The 25,928-nt window shown below is 40.6% G+C and carries 18 protein-coding genes and 2 pseudogenes; 4 read left to right on the top strand and 16 right to left on the bottom strand.

The window, feature by feature from the left end; all coding sequences use genetic code 11:
- Positions 1-371: 371 nt before the first annotated feature.
- Positions 372-1,970: a glycoside hydrolase family 16 protein gene (locus tag L4C37_RS13205; RefSeq protein ID WP_429768869.1), complete on the bottom strand. Its 1,599-nt coding sequence runs from the start codon at positions 1,968-1,970 to the stop codon at positions 372-374.
- Between the two features lie 541 nt (positions 1,971-2,511).
- Here L4C37_RS13205 and L4C37_RS13200 point away from each other — a divergent pair.
- On the top strand, positions 2,512-3,507 hold the full coding sequence (locus L4C37_RS13200; RefSeq protein WP_429768868.1) for a LacI family DNA-binding transcriptional regulator: 996 nt from the start codon (positions 2,512-2,514) through the stop codon (positions 3,505-3,507).
- A gap of 96 nt (positions 3,508-3,603) precedes the next feature.
- Here the strand turns inward: L4C37_RS13200 and L4C37_RS13195 are convergent, their stop codons facing one another.
- The 6 genes from L4C37_RS13195 to L4C37_RS13170 form a co-directional block, all read right to left on the bottom strand.
- Positions 3,604-7,047 carry a hypothetical protein gene (locus L4C37_RS13195; protein ID WP_429768867.1) on the bottom strand — a complete coding sequence of 1,148 codons (3,444 nt, stop codon included), beginning with the start codon at positions 7,045-7,047 and terminating at the stop codon, positions 3,604-3,606.
- A 74-nt stretch (positions 7,048-7,121) separates the two neighbouring features.
- Positions 7,122-8,111, bottom strand: a complete 990-nt coding sequence (locus L4C37_RS13190) for an ABC transporter ATP-binding protein (RefSeq protein ID WP_429768866.1) — start codon at positions 8,109-8,111, stop codon at positions 7,122-7,124.
- Positions 8,112-8,121: 10 nt separating this feature from the next.
- Positions 8,122-9,075 (bottom strand): ABC transporter ATP-binding protein, encoded by a 954-nt coding sequence (locus tag L4C37_RS13185; RefSeq protein ID WP_429768865.1) that lies wholly within the window; start codon positions 9,073-9,075, stop codon positions 8,122-8,124.
- On the bottom strand, positions 9,075-10,064 hold the full coding sequence (locus L4C37_RS13180) for an ABC transporter permease (protein WP_429768864.1): 990 nt from the start codon (positions 10,062-10,064) through the stop codon (positions 9,075-9,077). Before L4C37_RS13180 ends, L4C37_RS13185 begins: the two co-directional genes overlap by 1 nt.
- Positions 10,065-10,072: 8 nt before the next feature.
- A complete protein-coding gene (locus tag L4C37_RS13175; protein ID WP_429768863.1) occupies positions 10,073-11,047 on the bottom strand; it encodes an ABC transporter permease in 975 nt (324 codons plus the stop codon).
- 55 nt (positions 11,048-11,102) lie between these two features.
- Entirely contained in the window at positions 11,103-12,737 is a 1,635-nt protein-coding gene (locus L4C37_RS13170; protein WP_429768862.1) for an ABC transporter substrate-binding protein, read from the bottom strand.
- 487 nt (positions 12,738-13,224) lie between these two features.
- On the opposite strand from L4C37_RS13170, the gene L4C37_RS13165 reads away from it, so the two are divergent.
- Positions 13,225-14,004 carry an ABC transporter substrate-binding protein gene (locus L4C37_RS13165; protein ID WP_429768861.1) on the top strand — a complete coding sequence of 260 codons (780 nt, stop codon included), beginning with the start codon at positions 13,225-13,227 and terminating at the stop codon, positions 14,002-14,004.
- Positions 14,005-14,597: 593 nt separating this feature from the next.
- On the opposite strand, the gene trpS is transcribed toward L4C37_RS13165, so the two are convergent.
- Positions 14,598-15,620 carry a tryptophan--tRNA ligase gene (gene trpS / locus L4C37_RS13160; protein ID WP_429768860.1) on the bottom strand — a complete coding sequence of 341 codons (1,023 nt, stop codon included), beginning with the start codon at positions 15,618-15,620 and terminating at the stop codon, positions 14,598-14,600.
- A gap of 564 nt (positions 15,621-16,184) precedes the next feature.
- On the opposite strand from trpS, the gene L4C37_RS13155 reads away from it, so the two are divergent.
- Entirely contained in the window at positions 16,185-16,340 is a 156-nt protein-coding gene (locus tag L4C37_RS13155) for a type I-F CRISPR-associated protein Csy2 (RefSeq protein WP_429768859.1), read from the top strand.
- A 761-nt stretch (positions 16,341-17,101) separates the two neighbouring features.
- Here the strand turns inward: L4C37_RS13155 and L4C37_RS13150 are convergent.
- The 3 genes and pseudogenes from L4C37_RS13150 to L4C37_RS13140 form a co-directional block, all read right to left on the bottom strand.
- Positions 17,102-17,677, bottom strand: coding sequence for a hypothetical protein (locus L4C37_RS13150; RefSeq protein WP_429768858.1), 576 nt, complete (start codon positions 17,675-17,677; stop codon positions 17,102-17,104).
- Between the two features lie 151 nt (positions 17,678-17,828).
- Complete coding sequence (locus L4C37_RS13145) at positions 17,829-18,125, bottom strand: hypothetical protein (protein ID WP_429768921.1); 297 nt, start codon at positions 18,123-18,125, stop codon at positions 17,829-17,831.
- Positions 18,124-18,276, bottom strand: a pseudogene (locus L4C37_RS13140) (DUF2971 domain-containing protein); the annotation flags it as partial. The gene L4C37_RS13145 and the pseudogene L4C37_RS13140, both read right to left, overlap by 2 nt.
- A 236-nt stretch (positions 18,277-18,512) precedes the next feature.
- Between L4C37_RS13140 and zigA the strand changes: the two are divergent.
- Positions 18,513-19,712 (top strand): zinc metallochaperone GTPase ZigA, encoded by a 1,200-nt coding sequence (gene zigA / locus L4C37_RS13135; protein WP_429768857.1) that lies wholly within the window; start codon positions 18,513-18,515, stop codon positions 19,710-19,712.
- 127 nt (positions 19,713-19,839) lie between these two features.
- On the opposite strand, the gene L4C37_RS13130 is transcribed toward zigA, so the two are convergent.
- The 5 genes and pseudogenes from L4C37_RS13130 to L4C37_RS13110 all read right to left on the bottom strand — a co-directional run bounded on the left by L4C37_RS13130 (position 19,840) and on the right by L4C37_RS13110 (position 25,896).
- Positions 19,840-21,054 carry a CobW family GTP-binding protein gene (locus tag L4C37_RS13130; protein ID WP_429768856.1) on the bottom strand — a complete coding sequence of 405 codons (1,215 nt, stop codon included), beginning with the start codon at positions 21,052-21,054 and terminating at the stop codon, positions 19,840-19,842.
- 228 nt (positions 21,055-21,282) lie between these two features.
- Positions 21,283-21,483: pseudogene (locus L4C37_RS13125) on the bottom strand (NTP pyrophosphohydrolase); the annotation flags it as partial.
- A gap of 421 nt (positions 21,484-21,904) precedes the next feature.
- Positions 21,905-22,441, bottom strand: a complete 537-nt coding sequence (locus tag L4C37_RS13120; RefSeq protein WP_102526024.1) for a HEPN domain-containing protein — start codon at positions 22,439-22,441, stop codon at positions 21,905-21,907.
- A gap of 426 nt (positions 22,442-22,867) precedes the next feature.
- A complete protein-coding gene (locus L4C37_RS13115; protein WP_429768855.1) occupies positions 22,868-24,286 on the bottom strand; it encodes a VWA domain-containing protein in 1,419 nt (472 codons plus the stop codon).
- Positions 24,277-25,896, bottom strand: a complete 1,620-nt coding sequence (locus L4C37_RS13110) for an AAA family ATPase (RefSeq protein ID WP_429768854.1) — start codon at positions 25,894-25,896, stop codon at positions 24,277-24,279. Before L4C37_RS13110 ends, L4C37_RS13115 begins: the two co-directional genes overlap by 10 nt.
- Positions 25,897-25,928: the final 32 nt, after the last annotated feature.

The following is a 25,928-nucleotide window of genomic DNA, read 5'->3' as shown; positions in this document are numbered from 1 at the left end:
TAAGATCAAATCTAAGCCCACATTCACTATGTACTCTTAACCTTATTGGCTTTAACCGCTCAGTTGGTATGGAAAGAGTATAAATCGATCTCGTGAATATAAACCGTGATCAAACCCACCAAAGAAAGCGCTTTCTTGTGTGTAAGTCACAAAAATAGAGATGTTAAGTATTTTGTTGGAACAATTATGGAGCCAAGTAAAATATCACCGTTCACATATTAAAGATGAATTGATCCGTGCACTCATTCAAGGTCTGTTTCGGTATACATAGTCGATTGTCTTCCTCAATAATCGTCAAAATAAAAAAGGGAACATACAGTGTATGTTCCCTTTATATTCAGACTTTTATTCAAACCCCTTAGTTAAAAGGCTTACTTTTCAAATCGAATATTGTCTAATTTAAAGCTCATTTTCCCTTGAGGTTCAAACACTAAAAGGTTGGTGATCATTGCTGGATCAGCCTGATTCCCACCAGCAAATCGATTGTCTCTATTTAAAATGTCGGCTATTGGAATACGTACCGTCTTCCATTCATTCATTGCTGAAAGCGGCACGGTATAGTCACTTGTTTTCGGCCAGCCACTGTCCATCTTAACCAGTAGCTCAACCCCGTCGACCATGCTTTCAACTTTCAAATCAAAAACCAGTTCACCCGTTTCTTGCCAATGTGTCACATCTGTTACAGGAGAACGAAAATAGATATTTCCTGATCCTTCATTCTTATTCACTTGCAGCACTGTTCCACGATCTGGTTCGGTCACTTCTTGATAGTCAACAATATCCAATGGGTCATAACTTGCATAAGCCAAGCTTGCGTTAAGAGTTTCGGTAAAAATCTCCAACGTTGGTCCATCAGCATAACTATCATCGGTTGCTAAGATCTCTGGAGCTTCGTGCCCTATTACTTGTATCGCATGTTCAGAGCGACTTGCACACCCTTTTCCTTTCCAACGATCAACCTTACAACGGTATACCTTTACTGAATCAACTAACATTGTTTTCGGAAACAAACCTTCGTCGATGCCTTTATCATTTGCGTTTGCTGACCACGCTCCACCGACAGCTAAGTTCAATAACAAATGAAACTTTTCATCAAACGGAGCTGCTCCACTCGCATTAATGAGTTTCCCTTCTTCCGCTTCATATTGGCTGTACCAGCCCTCTTGAGTTTGAGTCGCGTAATGAATATTGTCTACATACCAACGAATTTCGCCTTCTTCCCACTCAATCGCGTATGTATGGAAGCCCTCAGTAGGGTTCACACCATTTGGCAATGTCGCGGCCTGCCCCTTATAAACATTGTCTGGCCAATTTCGTCCGTAATGTAACGTCCCATAGATCCGGCTCTCTAGATCATCATTTTTCGCTCCTGCCGCATCTGAAGGTGTGTTTAAGTTAACCGCTTCCATAATATCGATTTCGCCAGAAGCTGCCCATGTGCCATACTTATTTTCGGTTGGCAACATCCAAATTGCGGGCCACGCACCTTGCCCACCAGGTAACTTTGCTGTGATTTCATAACGGCCATATTTGGTGTCACGTTTGTCTTTTGTGCTCAGCCTCGCAGAAGTATAAGGGAGTGTCTTAGTTGCTCCGCCAATCGTACCTTCCGCATTGTCAGGCCCAGTATGACTTTGCTTCAGCGCGACAATGTGTAAAAAGCCATCTTTAACAAATGCGTTATTCTGATCATCCGTGTAGCACTGTTGCTCATTATTCCCTCCTCCCCAACAGTTCACTTCTAATGACCAATTACGTTTATTTATTTGCTCCCCTTCAAACTGGTCTTCCCACACTAATTGCCAGCCTGGACTTGAAGCAACAGACGCATGAGATAACATGATAGGTTTTTCGGTTTGAGCTAAGTCAGCACTTTCGGAAACTAGCGGTTCTATCGACGTACAGCCAGACATCAAAGCGACAGGAATCAAAGACGTTATTATCTTTACCTGATTGGTTAGATGTTGCATTACAACTCCTTGTATCACGACTTTCTATGTAGGCGACGCGTAATATCGGAACCCATAAAAGAAGGTCGATTAATGAATAACTCCGCGAACATAGCCCATATGCTATGAACGCCTTTATCAAAATGAGTATATAAAAGTGCTTAGTTCAAAAAAGAGACAACGCTCACCTAAGGAAAGCGCTTTCTTGTTTAATTTCACATTTTATCAAAGTTCATTGTAGGTTGTGTAGGTTCCCAAGTTTTTATGACCGGAAGCCTGCGAATAATGACCTAACTGCCTTTATTCGCAGGTTTCTGTTATTTCAGGCTCATAACTAAGCTCAGAAAACAGATTTACTTCCATCACAACAGAACAGAAAGCGCTTTCTTGATATTTGTTCGAGTATATGAAATATTCGTTACCTTACTTTGTATGCTTAATGTTCAAATTTAGCGTTAAGCAGTTCAGAGTTTTAAATATTAATCATTGGATTACTAGGCTCTTATTGATCACGCAGGTAATATAGCTTAGTTCATTCCTTGTAGAGATAAGGTCACTACCATTGATCACCATTAAAGAAGTATCTGAACTTGCTCAAGTTTCTCAATCAACCGTCTCACGAGCATTAAATGGTCACCCTACGGTAAAGGAAACCAATCGCGAAAAAGTATTCAAAGCTATTGAGCAACTGGGTTACAAGCCTAACGCGTTTGCACAAGCTCTAGCCTCCAGTCGTTCAAATAGTATTGGCATGCTAGTTGGTTCACTTGATGGACCTTTCTATGGACCATTAATGCATACAGCTGAAAATACCGTTCGCCAGAACAATATTCACTTGATCGTTACAAGTGGCCAGGAGTCACGTACTAAAGAGCTCGACTCTATCCAGTTTTTACAATCTAAACTTGTGGATGGTCTCATTGTGCACTCAGACAAGCTCAGTGATGACGAACTGATCAAAATTGCAAAAGACAGTGAAACAATGATTATTCTCAACCGTTTTATTCCTGAGATTTCTGAACGCTGTATCTACATTGATAATGAGCTTGGTGGCTACCTTGCAACTAAGCACTTACTTGAAAATGGGCATAAAAAAGTCGCTTGTATTACAGGACAGTTAAGCAAAGTTGATAGCCGAGATCGCTTTCAAGGATATCGAAATGCATTATCAGAATTTGGAATTGAATACAACGCAGGGCTATTTGTTGAAGGGCGCTTTGATCATCAAGGAAACCATGACGCAGCTCGACGTTTACTCGACCGAGATCCTGAGATCACCGCTATTTTCTGTCAAAACGACAACATCGCACTTGCTGTATATGATGTAGCAGCGGAACGAAACTTAGTGATTGGCCAAGACCTCTCGGTAGTAGGTTTCGACAACGATACTCATAGCCAACATATTCGCCCTCGATTATCGACAGTCGACTTTCCAGTACACGAGATGGGAGAAGAAGCTGCAAAAGGTGTTTTATCGTTAATTAATAAACGCGACTACCCATTAAAGCACAAACTCACACCGACATTGATTGTAAGAGAATCCGTGGCTAAGCTTTAAATTTCGAAAATCAAACACTCCATTTTTACAATAAAAAGAAAAGGCTCTAAGTATTCATTTAGAGCCTTTTTATTTCATTTCAAATTAGAATTAGAATTAGAGTAATTGGTGCTTTGACAACACGACGACCACTTTCTCAATGAGCCCTGTGCGAGTAAAGAGTTGTGTAGCCACTTCTTGATTTAGGTTTAACGATGCAAACGCCTCACTTGTTCCGTCTTTAAAGTGAATTTCAATGCCCTGTGTTAGTTCATCATTGAGTTGATAAATAAACGGTACCTGACAGTAAGTAAAAGCCAGTTGTCCAGCTTGAACAATAAAGCTTTGCATTTGCCCTTCAATATTTTGGCAGTCAAATGTCGCCGCTTTTTGTAAGAACTCTTTAGGACTAAGAAGTGATGGATTAATAATAATTTTCCCATCGACAACCTCTAGACCTAGCTCTCCAAAGCGGGTAATCACTTCTTCCTTAACTTGTCCGGTCATACCTGGCTGCTGTGCTCCAGAGTGCTTTGGCGTATGAGAGTATGGATCCGTCGGAAACGCACCGTAGTTTTCAGGCGTTTTGTTGAAGCCAATACCTGCTCGGACTTTGTAATAGTAATCCGCTAGTTTAAGAGTTTCCTTACTATTGGAGTCCATACTCCAAGCGTACTGATAGTTTTCTTGCACAGCTAGCAGCAACTTAGAAACCATATGCCAATAGATACAGCCTAAACCTTCATAACCAAACATAGTCCCCGAACGACCAGTAAAGGCTTTATGATTAAATACACGCTCATACAAACTAGATACATGACAAAATTCATCATCACTAATTGACGAATAGTCGGCTTTGATTTCATCAACAGCAGCCTGGAGGAAACCTCGATTCTCGAAACTCGAATTGAAGTGATATTCACCTTTACTGTCTTTGTTGACTAACCTGTAGTCTTTAGCTGAGTCCATCATGCTTAACAATTTGCTCTGCTCGATGTCTCTAACACTCAAACGGTTTTTTCCCATAAAAGATACGAGTTCCCGATCAGGGTAAAGCATAAAACTATTTTGATCAGAGCGATACATGTCACTGGCAAACAATTTATCCAGCAACTTGACCGCTTGTTTAGGTGATAATAGACCCGAACTTAGTGCCGCAACCTGCCCTTCAAGCATAGGGTACAGCTCTTCAACCATTAAGCTCTCACCAGAACAACTCAAGATGTTATACGCATTGTACAAGCCGTCTTCACGCAAGTTATTTGCGATCGTCGAATCCAGAACTTTTAAGCTAGAGCTCATCAATTGAACAATTGTCTCTTTCTCAACTTTCGTTTTCCCTGAGAACCCATTTACTCTATAAACTCGTTCACGGTAATTTGCCGCCGATTTAGCCAACTTAGTCAGCATTGCTTTTCGAGTTTGACGTGTTACCGTTCCTTGACGAATCTCTGTATTTGCCTCAGAAATGATCCGTGTAACAGAAGACATCCATTCAAAGACTTCTTTCGAAATATTGTATGACGATGGTGATTTATCTAACAGGCGTTGCATAAATGCAACATAACGACGCATATAATACAAGGTAACCATAGACAGTCCGTTGCCAACGATAGCGTTATTTGCATCATTCCACTCAGGGCGTTGTGTATTAAGCCAAATACCACCATCAAGAACTAAGTTACTCAGCTTAGCCAATAAAGGGACGAGTATCTTTTCCATTAGATTAACCATATAAACTTCTTGGTCACCCGTCATCAGCAAGCGACCGTCACTCCCTAAGCTTTTAACGCGTTGCTCAGTCAAATCCTGCAATTCTTGGTTAAACTCTACGGTATCTTTTGGGTTATCAAAAAGTCCTTTAACTCCACAAAGTTCATAAGGTACGTTTGCGTAACTAAAGATGTCACTTTCTAGTAATTCAATAAGATCGTTTTGCTCAAACTTTTCAGCTAATTCAAGAAACTTCAATAGATAAATAATTTGATGATCGCCCCAGTAGCCAATATTGCTCCAGGGGTCATCAGCCTCTAGTAGTTCCCAATCTACGCCATCTTTCGTGATTCGATACGGATTATAGCCATCTACAGTTGAGGCATTAACGAACTTAGAGATGAACGATTTGATATAGCCCGGATAGCTCAACGCCATAGCTTCCCAGTTTTGAAAAATATCACGCCAGTTACCTTGGTAAGAGAGCAAGCGCTCACCCTTGTCATCTTTAAGTTTGATCTCGTAGTGGTTCCAAGGTCGACTAGGGTCACCATGACGACGACCAAAAGTAAGCGGCAGATATTCGTAACTCAATCGAACTAACTGTGAATCCCCTGTATCTTTAGCGCGAGAGACTAATTCTGCATGAGTAAAGGTATCTGCTAACTGTCTGAAGAATTCCTGATGACGACCAGCAACCTGAGAATTTGCATTTTCCATGGTTTTAACTACATCAGCTTTTTCTAGTATATAGCCATTTTCAAATACTCCACCACGCATGTTATTGAACAGGACATTGGCATAATGGTGCACACTGGTATTCTCTTCAGCCGTTACTTGCCAAGCATCGGCACCAGACATTAGGGTGATCAACTCATTTTGATTTTCTGCAATGCTCTTCTCTAAATTAAGAGCTAGAGCTGCAGGAGAGGAAAGTTCGAGTTGAAGCTGACAGATATCTGAATGAGTCTTGTCTATATCCGCAACAATTGACCAAACTTTGGTTTGGTGAGCTCGAAGTGTAAGCAACTTGTGAACCAAATAGCTTCCTCTAACCCCTTTAGTCAAAGGCTCACTTTCAATAGGTCGTCCTTTTCGAAATGCATTAACTTGAGCACTCGTCAGTAAAATCTGGCTAGTTTCTGTTTCTAAGCTGAACACTGTCGTCGCAAGCAATGATTCAGCAGGGTCAGCTCTATCACTCAACTTGGCATACATGCTGAAAAGTGCTAATGAACTATCATCAACTTGTTCATTCCACTTGTACGCATCAACTAATGCACTTCTTGTTTGAAGTGCTGATAGCGGAGCACCTGAAGGAAGTAAATTTTGTAAGCCATCTAGTGCTTCAACTTTACGCTCGAAGTTCGCGAGATTGGTCAGCTTTGAACGACGAATAAATCCGTATTTTTCACTCGTATTCCAGCTGTATTGGAACTGCAGTTGCAAAGTATGGTTTATTTCTTCAAATACGATTTTGTCTCCAATCGTATTTTTGTAAAGATTACGTTCAACATCAAAAATACCATCATGGAATATATTAAAAGGTTCCCAAAGTACAACCTTGTCACAATGTTCAACACGGAAGATGGATTTTGAACCTGTGTTTTCCGCATTTTCATGAATATGGTCAACAGACTTGTAAGGAAAAAGAGCATTTTCCGGACGAATGCGCCCTGCAGAAAGGCTGCCTGTCGATGAAATAAATAACCAGTGATCGCTCGACGATACAACGCTAATGAAGAATGGTGTCATTTGGTCAACATTAGAGATTTGGTAGTAACGCTCACCATCTAAATCAACGAACTTGCCATCGACCTCTGGTGTTAATTTATAGTCTTGTTTCATATTAAAATTCCAAAAATTCTTACATATAATTTTTGAAAGCGCTTTCTTTTGCGCTTCAAAAAAGGATTAAAGGCTTACAAGTGATGACAACGAGCAAAATGCTCTTCTGCAATTTGAGTCGGTTCTGGGATTGACTGTGTGCAAAGCGTATCGGCTTTCATACAACGGCTGGCGAAAGGGCAACCTACGCTACTTGGCTTCCAAGAAGGGATATCGCCCTTTTTCACGTTCATGTCACGCTTTCCCGATTTACCGACTTCTGGCACAGCTGAAAGTAACAGCTGAGAATACGGGTGCTGCGGATTCTGAGTGACATTATCGCTATTGCCCCATTCAACCATGTGTCCGACGTACATAACTGCCGTTTTCTCGGCAAAATAACGCGCTGTAGCGATGTCATGAGTGATGTACATAAACGAAATGCCGTGCTTATCTTTCAAGTCAGCCATTAAGTTTAGAATTCCTAATCGCACAGACACATCAAGCATAGAGATCGGTTCATCAGCCAAGATAACTTCAGGGCTCACAGCAATTGCACGTGCAATTGCGACACGTTGTCGTTGCCCACCACTCAGTTCGTGCGGGTATTTCTCCGCAGTCTCTTTAACTGGTGTAAGCCCAACCATCTCAAGCAATTCATAAACAAGGTTTGGAATCGCTTTTTTTTCTGCTCGTTTATGGATTAGTAATGGTCGTGCAATATGGTGGTAAATTGTGTGTACAGGGTTCAGCGAGCCAAACGGATCTTGAAAAATCATTTGCACTTGGCGTGCATATTCAAGCTCGCCATATTTTGCAATGTAGTCAGACAGTGGCTCACCTTTAAATTCGATATCACCCGCAGTCTTATCGTAAATTCGAGTAAGAATTCGAGCTCCGGTACTTTTCCCAGATCCAGATTCACCAACAATCGCTAATGCTTCTCCTTTGCGGAGATCAAATGAAACATCATTTACCGCTCGCATCATGTTGCTTTTCACTGACTGACCTAGTGGGAAATCTTTTACCAAATTCTTAACTGATAAGATAACTTTGCTTTTATCAACGTTCTTTAAAGTATTCATAATCTTTCGCTCAAACTAGGTGACAAGATACATTATGCCCAGTCGTAACTGTGCCCAAACGAGGTTCATTTTTAATACACATTGAAATGCATTCACCACATCGTTCCTGGAAGTTACATCCCTGAGGTGTATCCAGAAGGTTGACAGGATTTCCAGGAATTCCGTACAAGCGCTCTTTTGGCCCGTGGATAGTCGGGAATGAAGAGATAAGCCCTTTTGTATAAGGATGCTTAGGTTCACTAAATACCTTCTTAGCATCGCCTAATTCAATCAGGTTACCCGCATACATCACGCCAATTCGGTCTGCAATTTCGCCCATCAGACTTAAGTCGTGGCTAATAAACAGAATAGAGAAACCAAACTTACTCTTAAGCTCATACAGCTCATTCAAGATTTCACGTTCAACAACCACATCAAGTGCCGTGGTTGGCTCGTCCATGATGATCAGTTGAGGTTCCAGCGCCAAAGCAATCGCGATAACAACACGCTGACGCATTCCTCCACTCAGTTGATGGGGAAAGCTCGACATTCTATCGCCATGAATTCCAACCGTTCCTAAGAGCTCAACCGCACGCTCGTGAGCCTTCTTATATGGTATTTTCTTATGCGCTAGAATAACGTCCGTTAGCTGCTCACCGATGGTAATAACAGGGTTAAGTGAGTTCATCGCACTTTGAAAAACAATAGATACGTCATTCCAGCGGAAATCACGTAGCTGCTTGTTGGTCATTTTTAATACGTCCTGACCTTTGTAAAGTATCTCGCCTTCGGAGATGAGAGCCGGCGCTTTATGTAAGCGTGATATAGCAAAAGCTAATGTACTTTTACCGCAACCAGACTCACCGGCAATACCGAGCGTTTCACCGGGAGCAATGGAAATACTAACGTCGTTAACGGCTCTCGCTACGCCATTAGGAGAAACGTAATCGACACACAGGTTGTTAATTTCTAGTAGATTGCTCATTATAGACCTCGGCGCTTATCTGCTTCTTTTTTAAGTTTGTGCCACAGTTTAATGTGTGGACCAGTACGTAACTTAGGGTTGCTCACTTGGTCAATTGACATGTTAATCAATGCAAGTCCACCACCAGTAATCGCTAACGCTAATGCAGGAACCAACATTTCCCACCACGCACCGGTATATAACGACGAAGAGGTCTGTGCCCAATACAACATAGAACCCCAGCTCACTTCGGTAGCATCACCTAAACCTAAAATACCTAGACCAGCTTCAGAGCCCATTGCGTAGATCACAGTGCCTAGGAAGCCACCAAAAACAATAGAAACTAAGTTCGGAAGTATTTCGACCAAAATAATGCGGACTTTTGACTCCCCCATAACCTCTGCTGAAATAATGAATTCTTTACTTCGAATCGCCATAGTCTGCGCACGAATCACCCTCGCCCCCCAAGGCCAGGAGGTTACCCCTAACAACACAGTAATGACTAATGAGCCCACTTGACCTAAGAATGCGGCGAGAACAATCAGCAAAGGTAATTGAGGAAATACTAGAAATACGTTAGTAATGAAATTCAAGCGTTCATCTACCTTTCCACCAAAGTAACCAGAAGAGACTCCAACAAGAACCGCGATGGTCATTGCAATGACACCAGCAGAAATCGCAACAGTAAGTGACTTTCTTGCTCCAAAAAGGACTTGGCTATACACATCTCTCCCGCTACGAGTGCTACCCATAATATGTTCAGCATTTGGTGCTACATGCGGACGCGCAACCCGTTTTTCTGGGTTATGAGTCGACAACACAGGCGCAAATAACGCTCCAACTAAAACAATTGTAAGTAAAAATGTACCAATGATTGCGGGCGGATTACCGTAGAAAAATGCATAAGCTTTACCCAGAGTTTTCTTCATGTTTTTCCACGACCATTTCGGCTCACGAGCCGGAATATTCGGTCGATTCGAAACATTTTGAGTGTCAATTAAGTTATCCATGATGCGCCTCAATTCGAAATTCTTGGATCAAGCCAGACATACAGTAAGTCGGCAATAAAATTAGCAGTAAGAACTGCTGTCACTAAAATAAGAAGGATGGCTTGAATCAAAGGATAATCACGAGCCACAATTCCTTTAAGAAGGATGTTCCCCAAGCCTTGATAGTTAAAGACCACTTCAGTCATGATTGAGCCAGCGAATGAGAATCCTATCGCCATTGCAATAGCGGTCGCGACAGGAAGAATGGCATTTCTACCAGCGTATCGAGACATCACGCGATAACTGCTCAAACCTTTTGCCTCAGCCATCGTCACATAATCCTCACCCAATACATTTATCATCGCATTACGCATGTTGAATACCCATGTTGCGATTCCAACCAAGACCATAGATCCCATTGGAAGCACTGCGTGTCTAGCCACACTAGAAATAAACTCCCATGTAAAACCTGGCTCTAGTGATGGATCATAGGTGTATGCCAAAGGCAATAGTTCAAGTTTCAGACCGAAGAAATAGAACAACAGTAACGCGGTAACGATGTACGGAAAGTTACTAATAAATGCCAAAACAGGCGGAACAATTTGTCCAAATAGCCCTTCACGTCGATACGAAGCATACGTACCAATACTGACACCAATGATAAGAGCAACAATCAGCGAACCAAGAGCTAGGAACATGGTCCACGGCAGTGCCATAGCAAGAACATCTGAAACACTTACAGGAAACATAAGTACAGAAGGTCCTAAATCAAGAGTGAAAACGCTTTTCATATAAGCGAAGTACTGTTCAAAAACATTTCCATCAACAAAACCGTACATTTCACGAACAGCATCCATTTGAGCCGGATCCATACGACCTTGAGCTGCAGCGAAAAGAGCATCAACAGGGTCACCTGGCATCAGCCGAGGCAACATGAAATTAAACGAGATAGCGATTAAGAAAGCAGTAAAATAGAAGCCAAATCGGCGAATTAAAAACGACATAAAAATCTTTTAACCTAGGGGCTACAGCATAGGCTGTAGCCCTCTCAAAAATAACTTACTTAAGGTGTAGATTGTTGAGAATGATCACTCTCTTACCACCGTCGTACCATACTGGCTGTACGTATGGGTCTTTTTCACTAGGCCAACCAACAATGTTTTTAGTGCTGTATTGGAACCATGTCGGGTTAGAAAACAGAGGAATAAATGGAAGGTTTTCAGCTGTAAACTCTTGAAGCTCACTCAACACTTTTTCTTGCTGTTCAGCGTCACCAATTTTGCCGAAGCTATCGATTAACGCATCGATTTCAGGAGAGTTAATACCATGACCAGCATGCCAAGTTTTCCCGATTCGAGAGGTAGAGAAATACTCTTGATAAGCCAAGATTGGGTTTGTCGCTACCATTGACCAGTTAATTGACATTGTATACTTGCTTTCTTTTAAGTTGCTGTCGTATACCGCCCAGTCCACTGTCTTAACGTTCGCTTTTACACCAACTTCTTCAAAGTATTCAGATACCATCTGAACCACTTGAATCCAGTCAGTCCAACCATTCACAACTTCAATATCAAATTCAACAGTTTCTCCATTTTCTTTGTCTCGGAATCCATCACCGTTTTTATCAACTAAGCCCGCTTCATCAAGCAAAACGTTCGCTTTTTCAACATCATACTGAGCTAAATAGCCATACTTATCTGACACATTTTTATCAATATGATTTTCGTAAAGCTCACCAATACCGCCGACATTGAAGTTTGCCGTCGGGTAACCGTAAGCTGCTATATCAACGATAGTTTCACGGTCAAGTGCCATAGAGAGAGCTTGGCGTACCTTCAGGTCGTCAAAAGGCTTTTCTTTTGTATTCACATAAAGGTGGATAGCATCATTCGCTGGGTACCAGAAATGATTGTTTTCTTTGTCTAAATCGACAAACGTTGACTCAACGTCAGCAATGAAGTTTGATCCCCAATCAATCTCACCTTTCATTAATGCAGGTTGAATTTGAGAATTATCATTGTAAGAACGGAAATTGATACAATCTAAATACGGACGATTTTCTAAATAGTAATTCGGGTTCCGGCACAGCTCCATCTGCTGTGGTTTAATGTATTTAACCGTTGTCATCGGTCCGCTACCCACCGGGTTCAAGTTGGTAAACGTTGTCAGGTCTTCAACTTTCGACCAAATATGCTTTGGCACAATATGGTAACGTTCTAAATTCCAAGCAAATGTAGAATCCGCATTTGTCAGTTCAAACACGACAGTCTGTTCATCAAGTGATTTGATTTTTTTCAGGTTACCGGACGACCAAATACCTTTTTGATCAAATGCTGGCGCTTCTTTGGTCAACATGAAGCTAAAAACAACATCGTCTGCGGCTAACTTTGAACCATCAGACCACTTCAAATTTTCTCGTAATTTAAGCGTTAAAGTTTTCAGATCAGTTGAATACTCAACGGACTCAGCCAAACGATAGTCAACTTCCCCTGTCATGTTATTAAATACGACCAGTGGTTCAAACATTACTCCGTGCAGTAAATCCTTGGTTGTGTAAGGGTTAAAATTTTCCACAAAGCCAGTATTGATAATTGGCACCGTTAGAGTACCACCCTGCTTTACTTCATCTGCTTGTACAGACGCTCCGAATAAAGCTCCAATGGCGAACGAAGCAATCAATGTCTTTTTGTGCATCACGTTGTCCTTTTAATGATAATAACCGAAAAGAAAGCGCTTTCTTTTTGCTTTAAAAAATGACGGTATTTTGGTATTTATTATCGACCATCACCCAAAGAAACCGCTTTCTTTGGGTGGATAATATGCTGATCCGATGATTCTTCAACTCACAATTGAATGAAACGAACCATAGATCACAAATTTAAAACAGATAGAGAGTGGATATATATAACAGTGTCATTCATCACATYAATTATTTATCAATATATAAAGTACTATTAAAACAATATTTTATATTTTATTTTAAGTATTAACATCACCACTATTTTTCCTCTATAAACACTGTACTTCCCCGTACTCTTTGAAGAACACTTTAATCGATGGAGTCTCTTACCCTACTCTGAGCGGACATACGCTCTTCTAAAACCCAAAGAAAGCGCTTTCTTTGGGTTTTCACTTATGTCAAGATATTGTGAATCAAATAAGATTTAGCCCTAGGATAAATATGTTCAACTTTTGGAATGGCAATAAATCAAATAAAAGACAGCACTATGAGCTTGAACTGCTACATAACTTATTGAATTGGAATTCAAATGAGCCTGTTACCATTCATTGCGACAATACAGATTTCCCAAGAGCTCAGGACGAAGGGAATATATTCAACAATGATTATGACGTACTCGTTACAGTCGCAGGCAACAAGAAATTTGCCAACCAACCCGTAATCAAGCTCAACTCTCCTATTTGCAAAGGCTTACTTGGACACCGTATTTTGATCATTAGGGAACAAGATCAGCTCTTATTTAATAATATTTCTAGCAGTAAACTGAAATCACTTACTGCTGGAATTCCCGCAACATGGGCTGATGCAGAGCTATTTAGATCAAATGGATACCGAGTACTAGAGCAAGGAACCCTTTCAGAGACACTTAAGCTACTTTCAGATAAAAAGTGTGATTACGTATCACTCGGAGCTAATGAAGTAGAAAGTATATTTCAAGAACATACAAACTATCTGCAAGGGCTTGTGATAGAAAAAAGTATTTCCCTTTATTACCCTCTTCCTCTGGTCTTATATGTACACCCAGAGAAGATGCAGCTAGCGCAATTATTAGATGAAAAACTGCATGACTACATACTCAGTGGTAGATTTGAGGCATTATTTAATCAACACTTTGGAGATGTAGTTAGCTCGATTAAATTGAGGAATCGTAAGACTATCAACCTATCTAACACAAATTTACCAACCGAATTAAGATCATTTCAATCTCAATTTACATCATAACTGCAAGTAAAATAATCCTGACCTGTTTAGTTAAAACAATTCGGCAAAATACTTTAACCGCACTTCACAGTGGTACCGTCAAGTTAACAAGTTATTAGCTCTATAATTAGATGAATAGTAGATTAACTAGCGGTAATGTCATGCCAAATATTAAATGCTACTTCTAAGACATGACATTGAAGATTGAAGATTGAAGATTGAAGGCTCAGAATACTTCCCAAGACCAGAGCAACCATCGCAATTCAAAAAGCATTGATGAAAGCGGTTAAGTCTGATGATTAGGGTGGTTGTAACCGTTAGGTTTCCGTAAATAAGGAATAAAGCTATAACCTGGAATTGGATAACAACGTGATAGCTACCTTGTTAAATTAACATTTCAGCGATTATCTCAAGTAGAGAAAGTGGAGTTGGAAAAATTTGTACTTTTCCCGTAGAGTCGCGCTTTACAAAAATCAGCTAAACGAAAAGGCGTTAGTAAGTTCAGTCCCACTAGCGCCTTAAATAAATCGAACAACACACAGTATACGATAGGCTAATTTAAGCTTATAGTTCAAATAATGGGCGTTTCGAAGAAAAATTTCTAAACGATCTGTTCAGAAAATATTAAGCCCAAAAACACCTTTAACATCAAAAAGTACTTTTTCTGTTTTCTCTCTAGAGGATTGGCTTCCTTTCACTAAAATATCAATGAGTTGAGTTTTATCGTTCAAAAAGTCAGCTCTTCTTTTTCTTATTGGTCGAAGCATGTCCTGCAAGCACTCTTCTAGAATTTTCTTCGTGGTACCATCCCCGAGCCCACCACGCTGATAATTCTCTTTTAGCTGACTTATGTAGTTTGAATCTGGATGAAAAGCATCAAGGTACGTAAAAACAACATTACCTTCAATCGCACCAGAATCTTCAACTCTTATGTGGTTTGGGTCTGTATACATCGATTTAACGGCAGCTGAAATCTCTTTTTCAGTCGCTCCTAGATTGATGGTGTTACCCAACGACTTCGACATCTTACTTTTCCCATCCGTACTAGGCAAACGAGGTGAATTGCTTAGTAAGGGCGTACATTCAGTCAAAACAGCTTTTCCTGCTAGAGAGTTAATCTTTCTCACTATTTCATTAGTTTGCTCAAGCATCGGTAATTGGTCATCCCCAACAGGAACTAATGTTGCGTTAAATGCAGAAATATCAGCGGCTTGAGATATTGGATATGTTAGAAAACCAGCAGGAAGCGAACGTTCAAACCCTTTACTCTGAATCTCACTTTTTACCGTTGGGTTTCGTTCTAGCCGACTGATTGTTACAACATTGCTGTAATACATTGTCAGCTCAGCAAGAGCCGGGATTTGCGATTGAAGACAAATCGTCGATTTAGAAGGGTCGATACCGACAGCCAGATAGTCTGCTACGACATTAAGAATATTGGATGATACTTTCTTCGGGTTGTGAGCATTATCAGTAAGGCCTTGCATATCAGCAACAAGAATTGTTTGGTCATGAATTGTCTGTAAATCTACGCGCTGCTTTAATGAGCCGACATAGTGACCTAGATGCAAAGGGCCTGTAGCTCTATCACCGGTTAAAATGGTTTCTGGTTTGGTCGTGTTTTGTTTTGTGTTCATATATGTATCTCCTAGTAAAAATAGAACGCTACTGGAGATACAAAAGAGGTTACAGTCTTAGGCTACCTTCCAGCAGCTTTAGAATGTAGGAATTCCGCACCGCTCTAATTAGAGCGCCACCAGAAAAAGAATAAGGTAGTCATAGGAATGTATTTCATTTCGACAATCTAGCAAAAACTATGATGAAGCACAATCCCCTCAAATTCATTGCTCCCCCGTTATTTTGAACAAATGAAACCCCTCAAAATTGATGTTATTCATTATCCGAGAGTATATCTTTGTATTTTTGAAAATTACCTTTCTTAACCTATTGTAGATATGAATCTTTTCCTTTGCGTCCAACACCATAGATGTAAATACACTTGTCCAACATCTAAATGATGACCTTTCCCGCTTTAAATCAGCGAAGTGCTTTGCCTATGAACCAAAGATCACCAAACTCCTACTTGGCTTTTCAAGAGTGAGCTAAACGAATCTAACATTGACTCAACTAATGTTAGTAGCCCTGCGGAAAAGGATTCATTCTTCGTTATTCCCAACATAAGAGTTAGCAGATCAACCGCATTGAGCTCACCTGTCACGGTCGGTCCTCCATCACTTGCTTCTTTCTTGGGGTTTACTCACGCGTTTGAACGAAACTTAATAGAGTATTTTCCTACGCTCGCTATTAATTCATTTGCCATCTGCGTCCATCAGCGCATGTTGAAAAGCGCGGTTTAACAAAAGAGTACGTACAAAAGGCAAACCACACCATATCGCCCCGCAACACACGATGATTGGCAATGTGACTTGGTGATTAAGTTCGATCAGAGCCCGAATGTTGATGAAGGTACTATTGTTAGAGCACAACCTAAGCGATTTGCGGAAGGTTCAGCCAAGGTTTCCATTGAGGATTTCAAATATATCCAGTCATTTGCAACAATAGAAAAACGATTCAATTTCTTCCCCAGAAAGCAGGAAAATGGCTTTCGATGCACACTGAACCCGTTGAAAGCATAGGTGATGTTTTATCGGTCATTAAATAGGCAATATAAAAATCTTATCGGCTGAGAACAAAAGCGAACGATACTAGGTTCAAAATCAAAGTGATAACAAGCGGCACATTCTAAAAAAGACTCTATCGTAACTCTTTTTCCCATCTTAGTACTGACGTACGGTGTATATTTTACCTCGTGACTTGGTTAGGCTTCAGACAGGAGTATCAAACGCACTTTCAAGCACTATTAGGTTGGCAGTAGAAAGTGAAGGTAGAGCAGACATAATTTTGTGAATTATACATTTTCGCCAAACTACAGCAGTAAGAAAGTTACTTTCATCACACCAGTCTAGGCAAGCTTAAAATTTATTTTTAACCAATAAACCTTCAAACACATTACTGGACATAAATGCGTTAGATTTATGACTCTAACGCATTTATCTAAGATTAGATAAAGTATCTTGAAGCCATAGTCTCTTGTTAGGCGTCTTGAATTCACTGAGAACTACCATACTTTCCACCATGGTTTACGTTCTAAATTAAACACATTATTGGCGAGTTTGTTTAGCTTTATAGCCTGACTTTCAGACAAATAGAACCAAATACTGGCTTGTCCATTATCCTTTGGATAGAAATCGAACCCCGGTTGGCGTAAATCGCTTAGTATAATTTCGATAATTTTAGCATCTGCCCAATCATCGTCTATTTCAGGCTTCAGCAGCCTTTTAACACCATCAACTGAATATTGAAGCTCTGCGTTATGTTCTTCTAGGTTTACACTATCTCGCAGCCCTTCTAAATTCTTAGTTCTGCCTGTAATTCGGTGGAACTGCTTTACGATTTCAGTATAGGAACCGTCGTCTTCAATCGCCTCTGCATCGAAATTCCACGCTTGATCACAAACAAACCGTCCCCATGGTTCTTCTTCAATCTCTATTCCGTATACAAAAAGGATTAAATCAAAAGGATTCGATTCGTATTCTTCTCTCGAATATGAAAGGAGCAAATCGTTAATAGTCACACCTTTATTCAACGACAACCCTATGTCTGATAACTTCTCAATTTGTTCTTCGAGTTTCATTAGCTAATATTCCGTAGTTCATTTCATAGGCGCCTAACGCCCAATTAAGGTGTGAGCCACGCGACCACAACACTCAAATTGAACGCCGTAAACACTGAACTCGACCCAAACCAAAAATGCCAAGCGTGGGGAATCACTCTTAAATTGTTTGTTATGTGCGTAGCCCAAGTTCCTCAGCTTTCGGTGACGATGTATAGAAAAACTCCTCGAACTCAACTTTAAAGCTAACTTCACTGCGCTTTCCTCGCCAAAACCTAACCGTTGGATTCTGTCCCTGCAAAATTAAACAGATAATCTCGATCATATCTGGAGTAATATTCGGACCGAAATAAACACCTGTGAGGGATTCTCTTGGGTAAGTAATGCAGTCCCGGCTCGTTGTGGATACAGCGCCATTCCCTCTCATATTTCCAAGACTTCGACTTTGCGCAGTAGAGTTCAAGAACATCCGAGCGATCATTGATACCATAAGTACTTAACGCATTAAGCTTTGGAAACTCATTAACATACTTTACTTTATTTGCTTTTGAAAACAGCTCATTGTCTGTAGCAAACTCAAGACAAAACCCAGTATATTTGTCAGAATAATGAGCCCACATTACAATTTCTTCTTCTGCCATGACATGAGTTTTATCTTCGTTCATAAACCCTCTCACCAGATAAGAGTCAGATGTCCTTTCTTGCGTACATCTGAACCTCTACAACTTAAAACGATAAAAGGCTCCAATAAGGTGCAGTGCCCGATACAGTAATAAACTGCTTGATGCCAGAGTTAAGATCACCGAACATGGTTAATGTTATATTATAACATTACACTAATAAAAAGAGCATGAGCATGAACACCCAAAAACTCCCTGTTACGGTTTTATCCGGCTTTCTCGGCGCAGGAAAAACAACCGTTTTAAGTCATATTCTTAACAACAGACAAGGCAGAAAAGTTGCGGTCATCGTCAACGACATGAGTGAAATCAACATCGATGCAGCGACCGTTCAGAATGAAGTTTCTCTCAATCACAGTGAAGAAAAGCTGGTTGAAATGAGTAACGGCTGTATCTGCTGTACCCTGCGTGAGGATCTACTTGAAGAAGTAACCAAACTCGCTCAAGAAGGAAGATTCGATTACTTAGTTATCGAGTCCACAGGCATCGCTGAACCACTTCCCGTTGCAGAGACTTTTACTTTTGCCGATGAGAATGGGCTTTCGCTTTCAGACGTTGCCCGTTTAGACACAATGGTAACAGTGGTTGATGCCATCAATTTCCTGCGAGATTACGATGAAGCGAAGTTCTTAACAGAGACGCCCGAGTCATTAGGTGAAGACGATGAGCGCAGTGTCGCTGATTTACTTGTCGATCAAGTGGAGTTCGCGGATGTGATCTTGATAAGCAAAACTGATCTCGCTGAGAAGTTAGAAGTCGACAGACTTTTGGCGATTCTTAAAACACTTAATACCTCAGCCACTATTCTTCCTATCTCGAATGGTGAAGTGGAACTTGATGCGGTACTCGACACACAGAATTTCAGTTTTGAAAAGGCACAACAAGCTCCTGGTTGGTTGAAAGAAATGCGAGGCGAACACATACCTGAAACCGAAGAATACGGTATTTCCAGCTTTGCATATCATGCGAGACGCCCTTTCCACCCAGAGAAGTTCTATGATTTCCTCCATAACGCAGAAGACTACGGCAAACTGATTCGTTCTAAAGGTTATTTTTGGTTAGCAACGAGGCCGGAGTTTGTTGGCCAGTGGAGTCAAGCGGGTGGCATAGCACGTTATGGTGCCGCAGGTATGTTTTGGAAAGCAATTCCGAAAGAAGAATGGCCGACGGATCAAGAATCCCTTGATGCCATCAACAACATTTGGCAAGAACCTTATGGTGATATGCGACAAGAACTGGTGTTTATTGGCCAAGGGTTAGAGCAAGAAAAATTGATTGCCCGCCTCAACGAATGTTTGTTAACGGAAGATGAAATGGAGCAAGGAGGCGACTATTGGTTGTCTTTGGAAGACCCATTCCCTGAATGGGAAGAGTAAACAGCTTAGATAAAAAGCCTCCCGCTATATTCGGGAGGCTTTCATGTGTATGAGGTCAATTGAGTAAACCCGTTATTGGAGCAAGCCAAGATTCAACAACGTGGCGACGTAGTATTCACCAGTGTACTTAAAGTGTCTTCTTCTGGCTTAACTTGGCAATTTTCTTTGGCCACGGATCTTCAAACGTCTCCCCTTGCTGCCACAAATCCAATTCCGCATCCGTCAAAAAGCATTTTTCCAGTGCATAGATAAAGGCATCGACTTCATTTCCTTGCCCAATCACCGTTAATCGACAACGACGATCACCAAAGCGACTTTCAACACTGTCTATCTTATCTTGCAAGATCTGACGATGCTCCTCAGTAAAGTTTTGCGATTCATCATTGATCACCGAAGCACGCCAAAATCCTGTAACTTCAAGCCCAACATTGCCGTTCGCTTGGCTCCAAAGCAGTGAAACATCATCTCGAGTCGGGAACCAAAAGAACCCTTTGCTACGAAATACGCCTTTCGTTAAATGCTGTTGGCAGGTATTCCATAAACGTGCAGGATGAAATGGGCGATCATCTTTAAGCACTTTTGCGACAAGGCTTTGTTCGTCTTTATCGGATAAATTCAACGGTTCATTCACTGTCTCACGAAGTTCTGCGATTAATTGTTCGACTAGGACGAAGTTGTAGTCTTGCTTGCCTTTCAACGTGCGGATATCCAAGTTTCCCCATGAAGTTTTGATTATCTCGGTGTACACATTGAGCGGATGAATCGCCTGCGCAATGTTGCGAACGGCATTGTCATCCACTTTGTCCGTTTTGGTTAGCATGACACGGTTTGAGAACATGATTTGCTCAACCAACAAGTTTTCTACACCTCGAACACCTTGCTGCATATTCTTCTGCCACTTCGGAATTAAAGCAGAGCCTTGTCGATAGTCATCTCGCAGCCAAGTCGCATCCACCAACGTAATAACGTCTTTGAGTGCAAATTGCGCGTTGTTTTTGAAATATTCGACCAAAGGTAAAGGATGGCTACTACCCGACGTTTCAATCACAATCCATTCTGGCGACTTTTCTGCACAAAGCTTTTTAAGTGCTTTATTGAGGTGCTGTACACCGCTCGGGCTGCTGATGCTATCTCCACTTATCGTGACGAAGTTACCTTGCTCTTCACTCACCGCATCTGTATTTAAGATAAGCACGCCATCGACATCCAACTCACTCATGTCATTCACAATAACGGACAGGTCATCACCGGAATAATCGGTTTGTTGAAGAATGTTGCGTAAAAACGTGGTTTTCCCTGACCCGAGAAACCCATGCAAAATGGTGACTGGAATTGACGACATATCTTTGACCTAAAAGCTTGAACAAGTCGAATGTTATAACATAACACCACATAAAAGTAATCCCGAGCTGTCTTAGTTCAATAGCTGACAAAGCGGTAAAGATCATGGTGGCCATTTTTGCGTGAGCCGAAGTACACAGAGTATCGAAATACAAACCAATGTAAGTTCAGCTCCAAACGAGTGTTTAGGCTTTTGTGTTTATTGCTGTCCTGCTTATCTGACGAAGCTTTAGAGAAACATCCCTACTCGCTCCACTTCTTGTAAAGCAATACCATCAGCAATCATACCAACGGGCGCTGAGTTCAGTAGATACCACGCGATGCTGTCTGCTTCTTGTGCGGTTATCTCACCTTCCCATTGGGTTACCACAAAATAATGAATCAGCTGTAACTCTTTTGTTGGGTGGTAAAGTGAACATAAGAATGTGTATTCAGTTGGAGTAACTACCGTAACTCTTTTTCCCATCTTAGCACTGACGTAACGGTGTATGTTTTTCCCTCGTGACTTGGTTAGGCTTCGGAGGAGTATCAAACGCACTTTCAAGCGCTATTAGGGTGGCTGTAGAAAGGGAAGGTAGAGCAGACATAATATTGCCTCTTCACGATTTTGTCGTAAACTTACGTAAGTCTAGACCATGAAGAGACAATATAAATTTATGGTTGTTTCAACATCAATGTTGAAACAACCATAAAGTGATATTTACGATTTCTTTTACTTCAATAGCTTACTTAAAAAACAACCATATGTAGATATCGCCTAAAACAACCATAAGTTGATATTTTTGTGAAACGAGTATTTCAGCGAAACTACAACGGTAAGAAAGTTACTTTCAGCTAGCTAGTAAGATTCATCACAGTCCAGATAACCTTGTATCAGTCACGCTCACCAACTCTCTAAAGAACCTGATGCACTTGTCCAGCTCTTCGCGCTTGACGATATGAGCTTCGGTTCTATCGGTTTGAGCGCGATGAACAGCCTCACCTCGTTTTTTTAACCATTTATTGAGTTGTGATCTAGCTTCATCAGCGGTTTGAAAATTATTCCAAACCCACGCTTCGGTGACATCAATACCGAAGAACTCAGCAAAAAGTGCTTTGGTCTTTTTTGAACCAGGGTTGTTAAAGTACTTAAGATGCTCATCAAGTCGGTTCTCAACAATTCTTCCAAGCTGTGAACCTATAACAACACCATATTTCGCATCAACAAGCTCTTTTGCTATGTCTTCGACATAGGTTTCCCATGCAGTGAGAGTCATTATCAATGTAGCTCTCTTAAGCACCTCTGGAGGTTGGGAGTTGGAGTTGCATCCGTTTAACTGATCGTAACACTCTAACAATTGCTCTGCGTCTGAGATCGCATATTCAAAATTGGCTTTCGCTTCTGACATCCTTGGCCCTAATTATCATGGTTATACGCATATAATGGAATTTACCATATTTAGGCTTAAATCATGATAACTAGCTTAGATAAAATTGAGTTACTTCAATAGGCTAGTGAGCCTTGGTTTGCTAATAACGCTGACAGCCATCGCTAACAAGGAGCTAATGTTTTAAATCACCCCATTCCGAAACGTAATGCATCGGACCGCAAATTTTGTTCATTGGTGTGCAGTGAGAGTTACTTATTTGAATACCGTGTGCTTGTAACCCATTATTTCCCCTTCGGTTGCTAATTTTTCTACTTAATTCCGAAGGTACTGGAAAATCACCATCGCTCACCAGCAAGATATCAGTTTTGTACCACTCCTCTTCAAAACCCCACATATTTAGAAGCTTTGTAGAGCACCCGTTACACGGGGAAATTTCAACCTACGCTAAATCAGGCTTTGTTTGAAGTTAACTAGCTCCTGAATACTGCTAGTATGTGGATTATATATCCACTCCAAATCAAACTGCGTCTTAGACCGTTGGTACATAAAGCAATCACCGATGACTAGTGAATTAAATTTATTCCCTTGTCCTCTCTGCTCTTCAATACTCTTCATAACGTTTTTTGGTAGTTCACTCATGATGAAATCAGAGATAACCAAAACATCAGCGTTTTCATAAAACTCACTCTTCATTAACTCAGTAGCATGACGGAGTGCTGGAGCAACATCTGTTCCGCCATGAAAAGAGGAACTCAAAAACTTAATCAAAGATTCCAGCCCTTTTTTACCCGTCAAATCAAAAGTCACAATAGATGTTGAGAAGTTAATTAGATAGCAATTTCGGTCCTGCTTTCTAGCTACAGAAGACAAGTACAAGGCCATAGCTTTGGCTATGTGTTCAGGTGCACCGTACATTGAACCACTCGTATCTATGCATAAAATCATAGGTCCTAAATTCGAATCCTCTTCAACAGATTCATCTACGAGGAGACTCTCCTCCTGATCTATTTCTGTAATGCCCTGCATTTCAAAACTCAATAGGCGTGATTCCAGATATTTAAGGTCAAAAAGAACTGATGTTTCAGGATCCGAAAGAAGTGCCAATTCAGAGGGTAGCGCGTGCTCAATATCCTTCCCTTGAACCACACCTACAATCTCTTCCTTTGAATTGATATCAACAACTGGTTGTTTGAATGCTACCGACTTCAATACTTTTTCAATTTTAGTTGATGATTCAATTTGCCTTACTTTCCCTAAAAGCTCAGATACCTTTTTGGCACCTTCGTTGTTTTTGAGGTAATCCGCCCATCTCTTTAGCGCTTCTATACTTCCACTTTTTAATTCAACATCAGATAAATCAAGGTACATTCCTGGCTCAAGACCTAAACTATCTAAGCTATACATCAACTCTTCCAGTAAATTAAGCCATTCACTAATCTGTTTATAAAATTCTTCACGCTTTCTGGACAGAGTTTCGAAGTACCACTCAGATGCAGATTTATCCAGCTTCTTCTGCCAATCTAACAACAGGAGACTTCTAGCTGTATCATTAGGCTTTTTCTCTAACAACTCTTTGTGCCAAAAGGAAGAATCAACGTGATATTTAGCCTTCTGACAAAATGAGATGTAGTTTTTTAGTAATCCATCAATATCTTGATTATTCGTCCATATTTTTAGATTCGCTTGATCATCGAAAAAAGGGTTATCCACTTCTAATGACCGTTCAACACCTTCTTTCCAAGCACTGACTTTGGCTTCTACCTTAGATGACAACTCATCTAAATTACCCAGCAATAAACTTTTTTCACTTGTGAGTTCTTTCAGCAGGTTATCTGATTGCCTATGGATCAGCTCTACTGGCATAGAGCCTCCAGACGTTCACAGTCTTTAATTCGTATTTTGAGTTTATCTATCTGAGAAAGAACACCTTTCAAAGCAACCTCTGCATCTGCACTTGTAGCAAAGGGACTATGCAGCTCAACTTTATATACACTCAACTTGTCTTCTGTCTCTTTAAGGCTTTTTTTTAGCTGTCCTCTCAGGTTACCAACTGAACCTGAAAGAGATTTAATCAACCTCTCGTTTACATCACTTCTTTTATCTCCTTTGTGGAACAAAATAGAAGGGGTGAATTCAAAGTCGTTATATCTATTTCCATAACGTCTTTCGCTATACGATAGTGTACAAGATCCTTGCTCATCGAACTCACATGTAACCTCTTTTACGTCATTTCCCGATGTATCGACAGGGTGAAAAGAAGTCTTACTTTTAAACTTATTAAAAGGAATATAAACCGTTTTCTGCTTAATTTCCGGATTGCCATAAGAATATGAATTATGCTCTCTGAATTTTGCTACTACTTTAAAGTAATCCGCCTCCCCTAATGAAATTACGTCATATACATCTTCCTTATAGAAGAGCTCTTTAGTAATCTCTTTCTCTAAGCTATCTTTACTATTATCAAGATCAGCCAAATTGATATCACTAGCAATTCCACATGACTCGATAGCATTCATAACGATCTCTTCGGTACAAATCCTGTTTTCTGGAGAAGTCCATAAGCAGTGCTTTAGAAGTATTGTGTCTGTAAGGTTTGTATAATTACGCTCGTTGAAAAACGCAGATGCTTTCAACAAATTTGCAGCTTTTTGCCACCGTCGATCCGAAACATACAGACCTAACTCTTCATTTTTTTCACTGATCTCATTGCGTATATATTTGATAACAAGCAAAGTGTCATTACTAAGTTCAACATTATGTATCGCTTCATTCCACTGATTAAGCTCTGAAAGAGATACTTTAAGTTCCTTATCAACATTAGGATCACTAGTCGAAGGCTTTGCGTTTAGTAACAAATTGAAATTATCTTCAAGTACAATTGGCGGGACCATTAAGCGAGTAATAAATCGGTCATACAGAGCATCTAGCCCTTGGTTTTCTTGAGGTACTTCATTCGAGGCGCCAATAACCGAACGAATAGGTGCCTTGATAATTTCACTGCCATTTTTGAAAACATGTTCATTAATTAAGGTGAGCAGAGTGTTTAATATCGCTGGGCTGGATTTCCAAATTTCATCAAGAAATGCAAACTCTGCATCAGGAAGATACCCTTCTGTCTTACGGATATACTTATCCTGTTTGAGCTCTTGAATTGACACTGGCCCAAACACTTCTTCAGGTGTTGTAAAACGATTCATCAAATGTTCATAATACTTTTGAGACTCAAATGCACAGGCTAACCTTCTAGAAATTAAGCTTTTAGCAGTTCCAGGAGGTCCGAATAGAAAAGTGTTCTGCCCACTAAGCGTGCTCAATAATGATATAGAAAGGATCTGCTCTCTCTCATGTAACCCTTCACCAATCTGCTCCAGTAGTTGAGTTATACGTTTTTTCACTTCTGGCTGAGCTGTTTCTGTCACTCTTAAATTTTTACTGTCTTTGATTGTTTGACGTTCTTTACTTTTCACATTCATAACTAACCAACTGTTTCCTTGTTAAACTTCAA

Origin of the sequence: Vibrio kagoshimensis, assembly GCF_050337535.1 — a bacterium.
GTDB classification, from domain to species: Bacteria; Pseudomonadota; Gammaproteobacteria; order Enterobacterales; family Vibrionaceae; genus Vibrio; species Vibrio gallaecicus.
Note: the sequence above shows the minus strand (reverse complement) of the source record. Positions and strands in the feature narration are given on the sequence as shown.